Source organism: Mesorhizobium sp. B2-3-4, assembly GCF_006442315.1.
Taxonomy (GTDB): Bacteria; Pseudomonadota; Alphaproteobacteria; order Rhizobiales; family Rhizobiaceae; genus Mesorhizobium.
This window is the reverse complement of record NZ_VFVY01000021.1, coordinates 15311-30237: the sequence shown is the minus strand read 5'-3', so window position 1 is coordinate 30237 and position 14927 is coordinate 15311. Positions and strand designations below refer to the sequence as shown.

The 14927-nt window shown below is 64.5% G+C and carries 15 protein-coding genes; 8 read left to right on the top strand and 7 right to left on the bottom strand.

What is annotated here, in order from left to right:
* Positions 1–87 precede the first annotated feature (87 nt).
* A complete protein-coding gene (locus tag FJ967_RS26300; protein WP_140735236.1) occupies positions 88–2154 on the top strand; it encodes a 3-hydroxyacyl-CoA dehydrogenase NAD-binding domain-containing protein in 2067 nt (688 codons plus the stop codon).
* A gap of 7 nt (positions 2155–2161) precedes the next feature.
* On the opposite strand, the gene FJ967_RS26295 is transcribed toward FJ967_RS26300, so the two are convergent.
* Entirely contained in the window at positions 2162–2968 is an 807-nt protein-coding gene (locus FJ967_RS26295) for a LuxR C-terminal-related transcriptional regulator (RefSeq protein WP_140735235.1), read from the bottom strand.
* Between the two features lie 117 nt (positions 2969–3085).
* Here FJ967_RS26295 and FJ967_RS26290 point away from each other — a divergent pair, with 117 nt between their 5' ends.
* The 6 genes from FJ967_RS26290 (at position 3086) to FJ967_RS26265 (ending at position 8888) form a co-directional block, all read left to right on the top strand.
* Positions 3086–4222 (top strand): ABC transporter ATP-binding protein, encoded by a 1137-nt coding sequence (locus FJ967_RS26290; protein ID WP_140735234.1) that lies wholly within the window; start codon positions 3086–3088, stop codon positions 4220–4222.
* On the top strand, positions 4203–5366 hold the full coding sequence (locus FJ967_RS26285; RefSeq protein WP_140735233.1) for a spermidine/putrescine ABC transporter substrate-binding protein: 1164 nt from the start codon (positions 4203–4205) through the stop codon (positions 5364–5366). Before FJ967_RS26290 ends, FJ967_RS26285 begins: the two co-directional genes overlap by 20 nt.
* A 61-nt stretch (positions 5367–5427) precedes the next feature.
* Positions 5428–6291 (top strand): ABC transporter permease, encoded by an 864-nt coding sequence (locus FJ967_RS26280; RefSeq protein WP_140735232.1) that lies wholly within the window; start codon positions 5428–5430, stop codon positions 6289–6291.
* Positions 6291–7103 (top strand): ABC transporter permease, encoded by an 813-nt coding sequence (locus FJ967_RS26275; protein ID WP_140735231.1) that lies wholly within the window; start codon positions 6291–6293, stop codon positions 7101–7103. The genes FJ967_RS26280 and FJ967_RS26275 overlap by 1 nt, the downstream gene beginning before the upstream one ends.
* A 10-nt stretch (positions 7104–7113) precedes the next feature.
* Positions 7114–7875, top strand: a complete 762-nt coding sequence (locus tag FJ967_RS26270; protein ID WP_140735230.1) for a glucose 1-dehydrogenase — start codon at positions 7114–7116, stop codon at positions 7873–7875.
* A 278-nt stretch (positions 7876–8153) separates the two neighbouring features.
* The gene (locus FJ967_RS26265) at positions 8154–8888 is read left to right on the top strand and encodes a hypothetical protein (protein WP_140735229.1); all 735 of its coding nucleotides are present in this window, start codon (positions 8154–8156) and stop codon (positions 8886–8888) included.
* Positions 8889–8982: 94 nt separating this feature from the next.
* Here the strand turns inward: FJ967_RS26265 and FJ967_RS26260 are convergent, their stop codons facing one another.
* On the bottom strand, positions 8983–9873 hold the full coding sequence (locus FJ967_RS26260; RefSeq protein ID WP_140735228.1) for a LysR family transcriptional regulator: 891 nt from the start codon (positions 9871–9873) through the stop codon (positions 8983–8985).
* A 213-nt stretch (positions 9874–10086) separates the two neighbouring features.
* Here FJ967_RS26260 and bla point away from each other — a divergent pair, with 213 nt between their 5' ends.
* Entirely contained in the window at positions 10087–10869 is a 783-nt protein-coding gene (gene bla, locus FJ967_RS26255) for a class A beta-lactamase (RefSeq protein WP_246675392.1), read from the top strand.
* 36 nt (positions 10870–10905) lie between these two features.
* Here bla and FJ967_RS26250 read toward each other — a convergent pair whose 3' ends face one another.
* From FJ967_RS26250 to FJ967_RS26230, 5 genes are all read right to left on the bottom strand, one after another.
* Positions 10906–12414, bottom strand: coding sequence for an aldehyde dehydrogenase family protein (locus tag FJ967_RS26250; protein WP_140735226.1), 1509 nt, complete (start codon positions 12412–12414; stop codon positions 10906–10908).
* Between the two features lie 50 nt (positions 12415–12464).
* Positions 12465–12809 carry a cupin domain-containing protein gene (locus FJ967_RS26245; RefSeq protein WP_140735225.1) on the bottom strand — a complete coding sequence of 115 codons (345 nt, stop codon included), beginning with the start codon at positions 12807–12809 and terminating at the stop codon, positions 12465–12467.
* Between the two features lie 22 nt (positions 12810–12831).
* Complete coding sequence (locus FJ967_RS26240) at positions 12832–13173, bottom strand: cupin domain-containing protein (RefSeq protein WP_140735224.1); 342 nt, start codon at positions 13171–13173, stop codon at positions 12832–12834.
* A 22-nt stretch (positions 13174–13195) separates the two neighbouring features.
* Positions 13196–13546, bottom strand: a complete 351-nt coding sequence (locus FJ967_RS26235; protein ID WP_140735223.1) for a cupin domain-containing protein — start codon at positions 13544–13546, stop codon at positions 13196–13198.
* A gap of 106 nt (positions 13547–13652) precedes the next feature.
* The gene (locus FJ967_RS26230; protein WP_140735222.1) at positions 13653–14927 is read right to left on the bottom strand and encodes a glycosyltransferase; all 1275 of its coding nucleotides are present in this window, start codon (positions 14925–14927) and stop codon (positions 13653–13655) included.

Here is a 14927-nt window from a genome sequence, read left to right as displayed (position 1 = left end):
CCAGGGCGGCATCCGGTTCCCTTCCGCACGATGGCGCTGTAAGTCCTGTTCGCGCGGCGATCGCCGCTACCATTCTGGGAGGTTTGCGTGTCCGATTTCCTGACGGTCAGCCGGGACGGCGATGTCGCCATCGTCACCATCGACAATCCGCCGGTCAACGCGCTGAGCTTCCATGTCCGCGAGCCGCTGATGCAGGCGCTGGTTGCCTTGCGCGACGATCCTTCGGTCGCTGCGATCGTGCTCGCCTGCGCTGGGCGGACCTTCGTTGCCGGCGCCGACATCACCGAATTCGGCAAGCCGGAGCGGCAGCCCGATCTGCGTGCCATCGTGGCGGTGCTGGAGACAATCGCCAAGCCGACGGTCGCGGCCATCCACGGCACCGCGCTCGGCGGCGGGCTGGAGCTGGCGCTCGGCTGCCATTTCCGCGTTGCCGATCGGGGCGCCAAGCTCGGCCTGCCCGAGGTCAAGCTCGGCCTCCTGCCTGGCGGCGGCGGCACGGTGCGGCTGCCGCGCCTTGTCGGTGCCTTGAAGGCGCTGAGGATGATCGTTTCGGGTACGCCGATCAGTGCCGACGAGGCGCATGGCGCCGGCCTGGTCGACGCCGTCTTCGACGGTGATCTGACCATACACGCCGTGAATTTCGCCCGCGAAATTGCCCGCAAGGGCGGCCCGTTCACGCCAATACGCGATCGCGTTGCGGGGGACACCGATCTCGTTGCCTTCGATGCCGAGGCGGCGGACCTTGCCAGGAAGGCGCGCGGCCTCGAAGCGCCGATCGCCTGCGCGCAGGCGGTGCGCAATGCCGTCACGCTGCCCTTCGACGGGGCGCTGGCGGCGGAGCGGGCGCTGTTCGTGAAACTCGTCGCCGGCGACCAGTCGCGGGCGCAGCGACATCTTTTCTTCGCCGAGCGAGAGGCGGCAAAGCTCCCCGGCAAGGACACGCCCAAGCGCAGGATCGGCCGTGTCGGCGTCATTGGCGCCGGCACGATGGGCGGCGGCATAGCCATGGCTTTCGTCAATGGCGGGTTCCCCGTCACGTTGCTGGAAACCAGCCATGAGGCCTTGCAGCGCGGGCTGGCGACGATCGAGAAGAACTATGCGGTCTCCGTTTCGCGGGGTTCCCTGACCGAAGACGCCAGGCGTCAGCGGCTTAGCCAGTTCAAGGGCTCGACCGACCATGCCGATCTCGCCGATTGCGACCTGATCGTCGAGGCGGCGTTCGAGGACATGGCGGTCAAGAAAGAAATCTTCGGCAAGCTCGACGCGGTGGCGAAAGCGGGCGCCATCCTTGCCACCAACACCTCCTATCTCGACATCGACGAGATCGCCGCCACGACCTCGCGGCCGCAGGACGTGCTCGGCCTGCATTTCTTCTCGCCAGCCAATGTCATGAAGCTCTTGGAGATCGTGCGGGCGCAGAAGACCGCGCCGGATGCGCTGGCGACCGTCGTCGACCTGGCGCGCCGGATCGGCAAGGTAGCCGTGGTCGTCGGTGTCTGCCACGGCTTCGTCGGCAACCGTATGCTGGCCGCGCGTGGCGCCGAATCCGAAGCGCTCCTACTCGAAGGCGCGACGCCCAGCCAGATCGACAAGGCGTTCACCGATTTCGGCTGGCCGATGGGTCCGTTCCAGATGGGAGACCTCGCCGGCCTCGACATTGGCTGGCGCAACCGCAAGGCGCGAGGCCTGACGGCCGTGATCGCCGACACGCTGTGCGAACAGGGGCGTTTCGGTCAGAAAACCGGCCGTGGCTTCTACCTCTACAAAGCCGGTGCCCGGTCAGGCGTTGCCGATCCCGAGGTCGAGGCGCTGATCCGCGACAAGGCGGCCGAGGCAGGCATCGCCCCGCGCACCATCGGCCCGGACGAGATCATCGAGCGCACGCTCTATCCCCTGATCAACGAGGGGGCGAAGATCCTGCAGGAAGGGATCGCGGCCCGCGCGTCCGACATCGATGTCGTCTGGGTCAACGGCTATGGTTTTCCCGTCGGCAAGGGCGGCCCGATGTTCTGGGCCGGCCTCGAAGGCGCGGGGAAGATCGTCGCGCGGCTCGAGCATTGGCACGAGCGGACCGGTAAGGACGTCTTCAAGCCGTCTCCGTTGCTGAAGCGGATGGCCGAGACCGGTTCCTGGGGAGACGGCGCGGCGGCCTGATCGGGGTTTACCTTATCCGCGCGTCGATGATCTCGACGAAGCGGGCGAAGAGACCGGCCTGCGACTTGATCTTGAGCTTGCGGTAGATGTTGCGGCGATGAACCTTCACGGTTCCTGGCACGATGCGCATGGCTCTCGCGATCGATTCCGTCGAATGTCCCTGCAGCACAAGGTCGACCACATGCTTTTCGCGCGGCGTCAGCGACAGGCTCTTCCAGATATGGGCGCGGTCGAACTCGTTGACGGCGGCTATCGTCTCATCGTGCTTCGCCTCGGCCGGTTGTTCGGCCGGAAGGGCAGGCCAGCGCAGCCTGGCGAGCTCGATCACCGCCGGCGCCATGTCGCGCAGCAGCCTTGCGTCGGCCGTGCCGAACGGACCTGATGCGCTGAGCCGCATCAGCGACAGCACCAGCGCGTCCTTGCCCGCCAGCGGCACGAAGAAGCCGACCTCCTCGGCCAGTCTGGTCTGGCTGTAATAGGAGCGGAAATACTCGCTGGCGTAGAAACGGTCGGGCGCAAGCTCGCGCATGCGCCAGAACCCCTCCTTGCGCTCGACAGCCGCGTGGTGGAACGGATCGAGCAGATAAGGTCCCTCCTGATAGAGGGCGACGAAGACATGGCTTTCGGCCGGCGAGAAGGTCTCGAACAGCAGCGGTGGTCGCGAGGCGCCGCGATAGCCGAAGATCACGCAGTGATCGAACCCGACATGTTGCCTCAGCCAGTCGACCATCGCCTTGCCGAAGAGGTCGCCGCCGGTCTCCCGCGTCGCCGCGACAAGGGCCGCGAGCTTTCGGTATTCGTCGTTGCGGGACAATTGATACCCCCCTGAGCGAGAAAATAGATCAGATATACCACCGCTGAGGTATATACTAGCCGGCATTGGCTCTGGTAGCGTTCTCAAAATCGATCCCGTCGCTGGAGCCCGCAGCCTTTGACCGCAGTGCCCGACATCGAGTTTCGCGGCGTCACCAAGCGCTATGGCGCGGTGACCGCGGTCAGCGGCATCGATCTCTCTGTCCCGCCCTCCGCCTTCGTCGCTCTGCTCGGGCCGTCCGGGTGCGGCAAGACGACGTGCCTGCGCATGATCGGCGGCTTCGAGCAACCGAGCGAAGGCCAGGTGTTGATCCGCGGCCAGGACATGGCCGGCACGCCGCCCTACCGGCGGCCGGTCAACATGGTGTTCCAGCAATATGCGCTGTTCCCGCATCTCGATGTGGAAGCCAACGTCTCCTACGGGCTGCGCCAGGCAAGGCCCAGGCTGTCGTCGTCCGAGATCCGCCGGCGGGCGGGCGAGGCGCTCGAAATGGTGCGGCTCGCCGGCTATGGCGGCCGTAAGATCCACGAACTGTCCGGCGGGCAGCAGCAGCGCGTCGCCCTGGCCCGTGCGCTGGTCAACAAGCCTGCCGTGCTGTTGCTCGACGAGCCGCTGGCGGCGCTCGACAAGAAGCTGCGTACCGACATGCAGATCGAACTGCAGAACCTGCAGCGCGAGATCGGCATCACCTTCGTGCTGGTCACCCATGACCAGGAGGAAGCGCTGTCGATGAGCGACTTCGTCTGCGTCATGAATGGCGGGCGCATCGTCCAGCTCGGACAGCCGAGCGAAATCTATGACGAGCCGGCCGATCTGTTCGTGGCCGATTTCGTCGGCAAGACCAATCTGCTTGCCGGCAAGGTTGCCGGGCATGCCGGCGATCTCGTGGACGTGGCGCTGGCGGACGGCACCGTCATTACGGCACGCAAACGCACGAGCCTGCGACAAGGCGAGGCCGTCTCGGTCAGCCTGCGCCCTGAATCACTCAGCCTCGGCGCTTCCGACAGCGGCCCGCTCAAGGGCGTCGTGCGCAACCGGATTTTTCTGGGCTCGACGGCGGAATACGCGATCGAGGTCCAGGGCATCGGAACATTGCTCGCCAAGGCCGACCATCTGATCGGCCAAGGCAATCTCTTCAAGCCGGGTGAACCCGTCGCCATCGGCTTTGCCAAGGGAACGCCGCTTGCGTTCCCGGAAACCAAGAACAGCGGGACCAACCAGAGGGTAAACAACCATGTCGAAATCATATCGTGACGGACTGCCGATAAGCCCCGAGAATTTCGTCGACCAGCTGATGCGCCTGAAGCGCGGCTCGATCGGCCGCCGCGACTTCCTCGGCCTCACCGGCCTTGGCATCGCGACCGCGGTGATGGCGCGCGAAATCGGCATCCTGCCGACGCCGGCCTTTGCCGCCGAAAACCTCGGCGACCGCATGTCGATCGCCACCTGGCCGAACTATCACGACCCGCAGACCTTCGAGAATTTCATGAAGGATACGGGCGTCGCCGTCGAAGTGAATGTGTTCGGCTCCAATGAGGAGATGCTGGCCAAGCTGCAGGCCGGCGCCTCGGGCTGGAGCCTGTTCGTGCCGACCAACTACACGATCTCGACCTACAAGAAGCTCGGCATCATCGAGCCGCTGGAGATGGCGAAGCTGCCGAACTTCGACGGCACGCAGGAAGACCCGCGCTTCACGTCGGAGGGCACCATCGACGGCACCATTTATGCCGTGCCGAAAAACTGGGGCACGACAGGCTTTGCCGTCAACACCAAGAAGCTCGCCAAGCCGATGACGAGCTGGAAGGAATTCTGGGACACGGCGATGGCCGAGGGCGATGGCCGCACGATGGTGCACGACTATCAGCTGACCACCATCGGCAATGCGTTGAAATACTATGGCTACTCCTTCAACTCGCTGAAGCAGGATGAGCTCGCCAAGGCGGAAGAACTGCTCTTGAAGGTCAAGCCGCACCTGTTCGCGGTCTCCAGCGACTATCAGCCGGGGATGCGGGCGGGCGACGCCTGGATGACCATGTGCTGGACAAATGACGGGGCGCAGCTGCATCGCGACATTCCCGAGATCGCCTATGTGCTGGGCAAGGAAGGCGGCGAGATCTGGACCGATTTCTACGCCATTCCGAAGGACGCACCGAACAAGCCGGCCGGTTACGCCTTGCTCAACTATCTGATGAATCCGCAGGTCGCGGTGAAGGAGCATCTGGCCAACGGCGCGCCCTCGACGGACGCGCGCGTCAACAAGCTGCTGCCCAAGGAAGTGCTCGACAATCCGATCCTCTATCCGGCCGCCGATCTCTTGACGCCGCTCGAATTCGGCGCGGCGGCAACGCTGACCGATCCGGGCCGCGCCGAGCTGATGGCGCGCTTCAAGTCAGCCTGAGGCCGGCCTGACGCAAACGGAAAACCGGCGGGCCTGGGTCCGCCGGTATCGGGACGGTTCCATGCACGGCAACAGATTCAAGCACAATGTCCTGACGGCGCTGCTGCTCGCCCCGGCCACATTATGGCTGGTGGTGTTTCTGGTGCTGCCGTTTATCGCCATTGCCGTGTTCAGTGTCGGCGCGCGGGCACCGGAGGGCGGCTACCAGGCGGCCTTCACGCTGGCGCAATATGCCAACCTCCCGGCCCGGGCGACCGCTTTCTGGAACACCATGGTGCTGGCGCCGGTGGGCGCGCTCGCCTGCCTGCTCGTCGCCTATCCCGTCGCCTACTACTTGGCATTGAAGGCGCCGCAGCGCTGGCGGCTGATCCTGCTGGCGCTCGTCGTCATTCCATTCTGGACCAGCCTTTTGATGCGGACCTATGCCTGGATGTACATCCTGGGCGGTCGCGGCATACCGGCCCTGCTCGCCTTTGTCGGCATCGAGGATGTCAGACTGATCAACACGCCGGGCGCTGTCCTGCTCGGCATCGTCTACGGCTATCTGCCGCTGATGATCCTGCCGATCTATGTCAGCCTCGAGCGGCTCGACCGCAGGCTGTTGGAAGCTTCCGCCGATCTCGGCGCGACACCGCTCTCCACCTTCCTTGGCGTGACCCTGAAGCTGTCGCTGCCGGGCGTCATGACCGGCTTCTCGCTGGTGATGATCCTGCTGCTTGGCGAATATCTGATCCCGACGCTGCTCGGCGGCGGCAAGGTGTTCTTCATCGGCAATGCGCTGGTCGACCTGTTCCTGCAGTCGCGCAACTGGCCGTTCGGCTCGGCCATCGCGATCACGCTGGTGGCGGTTTCGGTGGTGGTGCTGATCGCGGCCAACCGCATTTCGAGCCGGGTCTCGGGCGCACGCCGGGTGGATCTGATCTGATGCGCGCCTTCGTCACCGCCGTCTTTGCCTTCCTCTATCTGCCGATCGTGCTGGTCGTGCTGTTCTCTTTCAATGCCGGTCGCCATGCCAGTGAGTTCACCGGCTTCTCGGTGCAGTGGTACGGCACGGCGCTGTCCAATCCGTTCCTCGTCGAGGCGCTGAAGAACAGCCTGTTCATCGCCACCACCAGCGCCCTGCTGGCGGCGGTGTTCGGCACCGCGGCAGCCCTTGGCCTGGCGCGTGTCGGCATCAGGACCCGCGCCGTCTTCGACGCACTGCTGGGTGCCGCGATCGTCGTTCCCGGCGTCGTCATCGGCATCTCGACCCTGGTCGCGCTCGTCCAGCTGTTCGGCGTGCTCAATCCGCTCCTCGCCTCGATCTGGCCCGACGACCAGCCGCCGCGCCTGTCGCTCGGCTACGGCTCGATCATCGCCGCGCACGGCCTGTTCTCCATGGCGCTGGTGACGATGATCGTCGGCACGCGTCTCGCCAGCCTCGACCGCAATCTGGTCGAGGCGTCGAGCGACCTCTACGCCACGCCGCTGACGACCTTCCGTTCGATCGTGCTGCCGCAGATCATGCCGGCGGTGGTCGCCGGCTTCCTGCTCGCCTTCACCTTCTCGTTCGACGATTTCATCGTCGCCTTCTTCGTCGCAGGCGCGCAGACGACGCTGCCCATCTACGTCTTCGCCTCCATCCGGCGCGGTGTGACGCCGGAGATCAACGCCATCGCGACGATCGTGCTCGTTGCTTCCGTGTTGCTCGTGGTGCTTGCCCAATGGCAGTTGCGCCAGCGCAAGCCGTCAAACTGAAAGCCGCTCCATGATTCTCAAAGACCGCATCGCGGTGGTGACAGGCGCCGGCTCCGGCATCGGGCGCGCCGGCGCCATGATCATGGGCAGGGAAGGGGCGGTCGTCGTCATCGCCGACAGGGACGGGGCCGCCGGCGAAGCCACGGCCGCGGACATCCGCATGGCGGGCGGTCGGGCCGAGGCGATCGTGACCGACGTCGCGAACGACAATGCGGTCGAGCAACTCCTTGCCAGGACGCTCGACAAGCACGGGCGCATCGATATCCTGCACAATCACGCCGGCATTCAGGTCGGAGGCACGCTGACCGAGGTCGAGACCGGCGGCATGGATGCCTCGTGGCGGGTCAATGTGCGGGCGCAATTCCTGGCGGCGCGGATCGTCATGCCGTCGATGATCGCGCAAGGCGGCGGCGTCATCCTCAACACGGCCTCGAATTCTGGTGTGTTCTACGACCGTGAGATGATCGCCTACGCCACGTCGAAACATGCCGTGGTGGCAATGACCAGGCAGATGTCGCTGGACTATGCCCGGCACAATGTGCGCGTCAACGCGCTATGCCCGGGCTGGGTCGATACGCCCTTCAACGAACCGTTCATCGCCCAGATGGGCGGACGCGAGGCAATCGAGACCTATGTCCGCACCAAGATCCCTATGGGGCGCTGGGCCGTGGCCGAAGAGATCGCCGAGGCGATCCTTTTCCTCGTCTCGGACCGCTCCTCCTTCATGACCGGCCAGGCGCTGGTGATCGATGGCGGGGAAAGCATCGGCTAATCGTCACTTTCCCGCCCAATCGCGGACGAAAAGCCGCTACGCGCGGTTTCCGGAATTTGTCCTAGGACCATGGTCCGGCCGGCATGGGACTTCAGTAGCACTGCAGTCCAGGATCGTATATCTTCTTTTAATATCAAATGGTTGCTGCCATCTATGCTTGCGCTGATCGCGCATTGAGACCGCATTTATCTAAAGTTTACTGCGCAGAATTAGCGCCTTCTCATACGAACTTGCCCTAGCGGCTGGGCACCGGGCGGCGATTCCCAGAGGAGGTTACGATGGCCAATCGAAAAACTTTGCTCGCGGCGCTTGCCGCATTGGCGCTGCTGGCGTCTCCGGCGCTTGCCGGAGCCGGCGGTAACGGGCACGGCAATGGCGGAGGTGGTAATGGTAATGGTGGCGGCAATGGCAACGGTCACGGCAACGCTGGCGGCAACAGCGATAGCAACGGGGGCGATGCCTCGCATGGCAAGTCGTCCTCGGCGCCGGGGCATGTAGCCAGAACGGACACCGACACGACGGCCAGCACCACGGTCGATACGACGACACAAGCTTCGCCGAAGGAGAAGAACATCCACGCCAAACTCGGCCGGCTGAACTCGCTGCAGCGCAATATCAACGCCTATATGAACTCCAAGAGCAAGAAGTTCGCCGGCATCCAGGCGTTCGTGACGCAATCGGCGAAAGCCAAGGTCGCTCAAGCCCAGCTGGACGTTCTGAATTCGCAACTGGCCGCGCTGACATCGCTGACCCCGGAACAGATAGCTACCATGTCGCCCGAGGATCAGGCGGCCCTGCCCGGAAAAATATCGGCTCTGACGGACGAGGTCGCCGCCCAGCAGGACGCGGTGGATGCGGCGGCGGTCGGTACCGACCCGGCGACGCTCGACGCGGCACTGACGGATATGGCCAACAAGCCTGTCGACGCCGAGGTCACCACCTGGGCCCAAGGCGTCCTGGCCGACAAGATCGATCAGACGGCGGCCAGGCTCCAGGCCGAAACAACGCCGTAGCGGATCCTCACCGAAGGCGGCAGCTGTTCAAAGAAGATGCCGCCGGGCCTCTCCCGGCGGCATTGCTTTTTTCCGGCCTCCCCGACGAACGCCGCTACGCAGTTTTCCTGGAATTGCCGGTGGTCGTCTCGGCCTTCAACCACTCGGCAAAGAGTGTCATTGCCTGCGAGTTCTGGCGCCGGCGCTTTGCCGACAGCCAGTAGCGGCCGACATCAACGGTGCTGTCAAAAGGCTGCACAAGCTGTCCGCAATCAAGCTCCCGGCGGAACATCGAGACCGGGAGCAGGGCCACGCCCGCGCCCTGGACAGCGGCGTTGGCCATGGTGACGGAGGAATCGAAGACGATGCCCTTGATCGGCGGGCAGTGGCGCCCGGCCGCCTCGAACCAGCGCAGCCATTCATCTTCCCGGTAAGAGCACAGCAGCGTTTCGCGTGCGAGATCGGATGGATCTTGCAGGCGTGCCGCGATGTCGGGCGCACAGGCCGGCGAGAAGGCGCCCGGCAGCAGCGGTGTGTTGTCGGTCCCCTGCCAGGAGCCATCGCCGAAGCGGATGGCGAAGTCGAGACCGTCGGCGGCGAGATTGACCCGGTTGTTGTTGGTCGAGATGCGCAGCTCGATGTCCGGATAGGTCTGGTGGAACAGCGGTAGTCTCGGGATCAGCCAGCCCGAGGCGAAGGTGCCGACTACGCCGACGGTGACGATGTCGTGGAAGCGGCCACCCTCGAAGCGATCGAGCGTGACGCCGATCCGGTTGAAGGCATCGCTCAGCACCGGCAGCAAGGTTTCGCCTTCCTCGCTCAAGGCGAGCCCATGCGGCAGCCGGCGAAAGAGCCGGACGCCAAGCACCTCCTCGAGACCCTTTACCTGATGGCTGACGGCGGCCTGGGTGACGCGCAATTCAAGGCCGGCTCCGGTGAAGCTCAGATGCCGCGCGGCGGCCTCGAAGGCGCGCAGGCCGTTCAGCGGGAGGTGCGATCGCTTCATGAGCAGCCCAAATTTTTCTTGTGACGGGGACGATGTTTACTCGTTTGCGGCGCGTGTGAAACCGGTCCAGTTCTGCGTCGCGGGGCAACAGAGAGTATGGACATGACAAGCAGACGCGGTTTCATCGGTGGTCTCGCGGTGGTTTTGACGGCCCCGATCACTCTGGGTGCAATTGCCAGGGCGGCAACGAGCCCGACAAAATTTGATGGGGTCTTGCCGAAAATAAGGCGGATCGAGGCGAAAAGCGGCGGCAGGTTGGGTGTGGCTTGCCGGATTGCCGGAACGACCACGCAGTTCGGCTACCGCGAGAATGAGCTGTTTCCGATGTGCAGCACCTTCAAGGCGCTGATGGCGGCGCTTGTCCTGCACCGTGTCGATGGCGGCATTGAACAGCTCGAGCGGGTCATCAAGGTTCCGCACAACGCCGTCATCGCCAATTCTCCGACGACCAAGAAATTCGCCGGCGGCGAGATGACGGTGGCGCAGCTTTGCGAGGCGGCTGTGACCGTCAGCGACAATGGCGCGGCCAATCTGCTGCTGGCCTCCTTCGACGGTCCGCCGCAGCTGACGGCCTATCTGCGCTCGATCGGCGACACGGTGACTAGGCTCGACCGCATCGAGCCGGAGCTGAACGAATCCGTGCCGGGCGACCCGCGCGACACGACCTCGCCGCTGGCCATGATCGAGGACTATGAGCGTCTCGCTCTCGGCGACGCTCTTTCGCCGAAGAGCCGAAAGCAATTCGTCGACTGGCTCGTGGCCAACAAGACCGGCGATGAGCGCATCCGGGCCGGGCTGCCGAAGGGCTGGAGATGCGGCGACAAGACCGGCACCGGCGCGCGCGGCAGCACCAATGACGCGGCTGTCATCTGGCCGGCTTCCGGCAATCCGATCCTGATATCGGTCTATCTGACCGGCACGAAACAGGCGCTGGCCAAGCGCAACGCGACGATTGCGTCCGTGTCGCGGGCGCTCGTCGAAGCGATCGAGGCATGAGGCAATGACAGGCGCGCGGTTGTCCCGCGCGCCTGTTCAGACGTGCTTGCGGCCGCCGGTCTCGCGGAACCAGCTGTCGGGATAGGGATACCACCAGTCCTGGATCGCCGGCTTGTGGTCGATGATCACCATTTTTGAGCGGCGGAAAGCGTCGAGGCCCTGGCGCCCGAGTTCGCGGCCGAGCCCGGACGCCTTCCAGCCGCCGAAGGGCAGGGCGTCATTGTCGATCAGCGGGTTGTTGACCCAGACCATGCCGGCCTCCAGCCGTTCGGCCGCCTCATGCGCTTCGGCGAGGTCTGTGGTGAAGACCGAGGCGCCGAGCCCGAAGGGGCTGTCATTGGCAAGCCTGATGGCTTCGTCGAAATCCTTGACCCGGCAGATGGCGGCGACCGGGCCGAAGCACTCTTCGCGCACGATGGCCATATCAGGGGTGACACCGGTCAGGATTGTCGGTTCGTAGAACCAGCCGGTGTTGTGCGCCGGCGGAATGCGGCCGCCTGTGACAGCGGTGGCGCCGTTGCGGATTGCGTCATCGACCAGCCGCATCACCTTGGCCCGTGCGGCCTCGCTCACCAGCGGGCCGATCTCGGTCTTGTCCAGGCCGTTGCCGATGCGCAGCGCCCGCGTCTTCTCAGCGAACAGATCGACGAAGCGGTCATGCACGGCATCGACGACGAAGAAGCGCTCGGCCGAGGTGCAGACCTGGCCGGTGAGGTGGAAGGCGGCGGTGACGCTGCCGGCGGCCGCCACGTCAAGCGGTGCGTGCTGGCTGATGATCAGCGGATCGCTGCCGCCGGCCTCGATGACGCAGGGTTTCATGCGCTCGGCGCAGGCGACCGCTACCGCCTTGCCGGCGGCGACCGAGCCGGTGAAGGCAACGGCATGGGTCCGCCCGGACGCAATCAGCGCCTGCGCGGTAGCGGCTCCGCCGGGCAGGCAGGAGACGAGGCCTTCGGGCAGTGAGCGGAACACGGTCATGTAGTCCAGCGTCGACAGCGTCGTCGCCTCGGCCGGCTTGATGATGCAGGCATTGCCGGCGGCGAGCGAGGCGGCCACGGTCCAGCACATCAGCAGGATCGGGAAATTGTAGGGCATGATGTGGACGGAGACGCCATAGGGCTCGTAGCGGGCATATTGGAACGAGCCGGCCTGTGTGGTGCCTGCGATCTTGCCGGCATCGTCGCGCGCCATCTCGGCATAGTAGCGGAAGATCGGCGCGCAATTGGCGATCTCGCCGATGGCTTCGGGATAGGGCTTGCCCATTTCGCGCACCATCAGCTCGGCGCAGCGCGTGAAGTCCGCTGCCTCGATGGCATTGGCGACGGCGTGCAGATGCCGGGCGCGGCTCTTGGCGTCGAGCTTCTTCCAGGCTGCCTGCGCCATGGTGGCGGCCGACAGCGCGGCATCGATCTCTCCATCGCTCGCCGACGCTATGGCGCCGACCGTTTCAAGCGTTGCGGGATCGATGACCGGCTTTGCCGTGCGGCCCATCGGGCGAAAGTCCGGATTGACGAAGAAGGTCGGCCGGTCGGGGGAGAAATGCATGTTGTCCTTCTCCACGCAGGGAGCCTTCTCTGGGGATTGGCCGCCGGGAATCAGCGGATCATGTAGACCTTCTTGATGGTCTCATGGACGGTGCAGACGCCCTTCCAGTCCTGCGGGAAGAAGGCCGCCGTGTCGGGCTCGATCTCGATCACCTCGCCCGACTCATGCACATAAGTGCAGCGCCCCTCCAGGAAATGGCAGAACTCGTCGCGCGTGACATGACAGTGCCATTTGCCCGGGGTGCAGACCCAGAGTCCGCATTCGGAGCGGCCTTCCGGCCCCTTGTGGAGCAGCTTGCCCGAGGTGTGGGATTGCCCCTCTATCATCATTGGGATGACGCCCCAGTCGACGACGTCGGTGATTGCAAGCGGCGACTGCATGATCGGCGTGGTCATATGGATTTCCCTGGTAAAGTGCTCAGCGGCACATGAAGGCCTTGGTCAGCGTTTCAGTGATGATGGAGATGCCGGTCCAGCCGGCCGGGAAGAAGACGAGCGCGCCGGCTCCGACCGGGATTTCCTCGCCGTCGTCCCTGACATAGCTGCCGCGTCCCGACAGGAAATGGCAGAATTCGTCGGCGGCAAAGCTGACCTTGCGCGTGCCCGGCGTGCAGGACCACAGGCCGCATTCGCTCGATCCGTCGGGATTTTTCGAAAGGATCTTGCCCGATGCGCGCGGCGCGCCGGCGAGCGTGTTGGCGCCAGCACCCCAATCTTCCAGTTCCACGTTCGCGGCGGCAGGCCAATGCGGTGTCGACATGTCTTGCTCCTGATCTGAGAGGTCACGCCAGCATGTAGACGTTGCGCATGGTCTCGTGAACCGTGCATTCGCCCGTCCAGCCGGCTGGGAACATGACCACGGTCCCGGCCGAGACTTCTATCACTTCACCGACATCCGAACGGTAGGTCGCGCGGCCGGAGACGAAGTGGCAGAGTTCGTCGCGCGGAATCGCCAAGCGCCAGCGGCCTGGCGTACAGACCCAGATGCCTGATTCCGGCTGGTTGTTCGGACCCTTGTGCACGAGTTTTCCGCTGGAGTGCGATGCGCCCTCCAGCGCGTCGGGCTGGGCGCCCCAGTCGACGAGGTCGGTGCGGGTGGAGGCCTGGTGAAGGTGCGGGGCGGAGGAGGTCATGGTCGTGCTCCGCGGTTATGACGCCCAGCATTGATGCGTTGCCGCCCTACGAGGCCCCTCTCTGTCCGACAGAGAGGGGTGCCCGGGCTCGACATTTCAATCGGTCTCACAGCAGCGCCTCCAGCAACCCTGCGGCTTTTTCCGGTCCGTTCTGCGCCCGCATGCTTGCGGAGGTGGCGGCCAGCTTGGCCTTCATGGACGGATCGGTCAGACAGGTTTCGATCTTCGCGACCAGCTCCGCATCGCTCCAGTCGTAGCGCGGCATGCCGAAACCGTGGCCGGTTTCCTCGACCCGGGTGGCGTTGTCGTGGCCGTCCCAGACATAGGGCATGATGATGGCCGGTTTGCCGAAATAGAGGCACTCGGTGAACGAGTTGTTGCCACCATGATGGATGACGGCGTCGACCTGCGGGATGACCGAAGGCTGCGGGAACCAGCTATCGACGATGACGTTACCGGGCACGTCGGTGTATTGGTCCTTGTAGCCGCCGACATTGACCAGCGCGCGGTAGCGCGTCTTGCCGAGCGTGGCGATGATGCGCTTCAAAAGATCGACGTCGCCGGCGCCGAGGCTGCCGAAGGAGACATAGAGCAGCGGGCCGTCATTGTTTTTGGTAAAGCTCGGCACGGTATACGGCTTTTCCTGCCGCACGCAGCCTTCGAGATACTGGAATTTTGCCGGATCGAGCGGATGGCGGCGCTTGAATTTTGCCGCTTCCGGATAAAGCAAGAGGTTCAGGTAGGGCGAAGCCTCGAAGAACTGGCCGATCGGATAGGGCGCCTCGTGATTGGCCTTCAGGAAGGCGTTGAAGTCGTCGTGGATCGGCTTGATGACGGCGTTGAAATGATCGCGGTAGCGCTGGTGGCCGGCATGGTCGTTCTCGCCGCAACCGGAGAGATGGGGCGGGATATCCTCGTCCTCGATCTCGTTTTCCGAGCAGGAGATGACGCGCACCCAGGGCTTGCCGAACTGCTTGATCGCCGGGAACAGGATGACGTTATCGACGCAGATCACGTCCGGCTTGATCGCCGCGAGCACGCGCGGCAGGTCCTTCTGCGCCCATTTGGCGCTGTCGACGATCGCCGTCCAGCAATCCTTGACGTAATTGTCGACCTGATCGTAGGGCGATTTGCGGAAGTTCGGGATATGGCCGTTGATGAAGTCCTCCCAGAACTTGGCCATCTGCTCGGGCGGCATCGGTTCGGAGAGGTTCACAGGATGCGCCTCGAAGCCGTAGCCTCTGTAGACCTCGACGAAGCCGGGGTCGGACAGGAACACCGCCTTGTGGCCGCGCGCCTCGACGGCCTGCGCGATACCGACGGAATTGAGCGCCGGGCCGTAGGCGGCTTCCGGGAAAAACGCGATCGTCTTTTGCGCCAT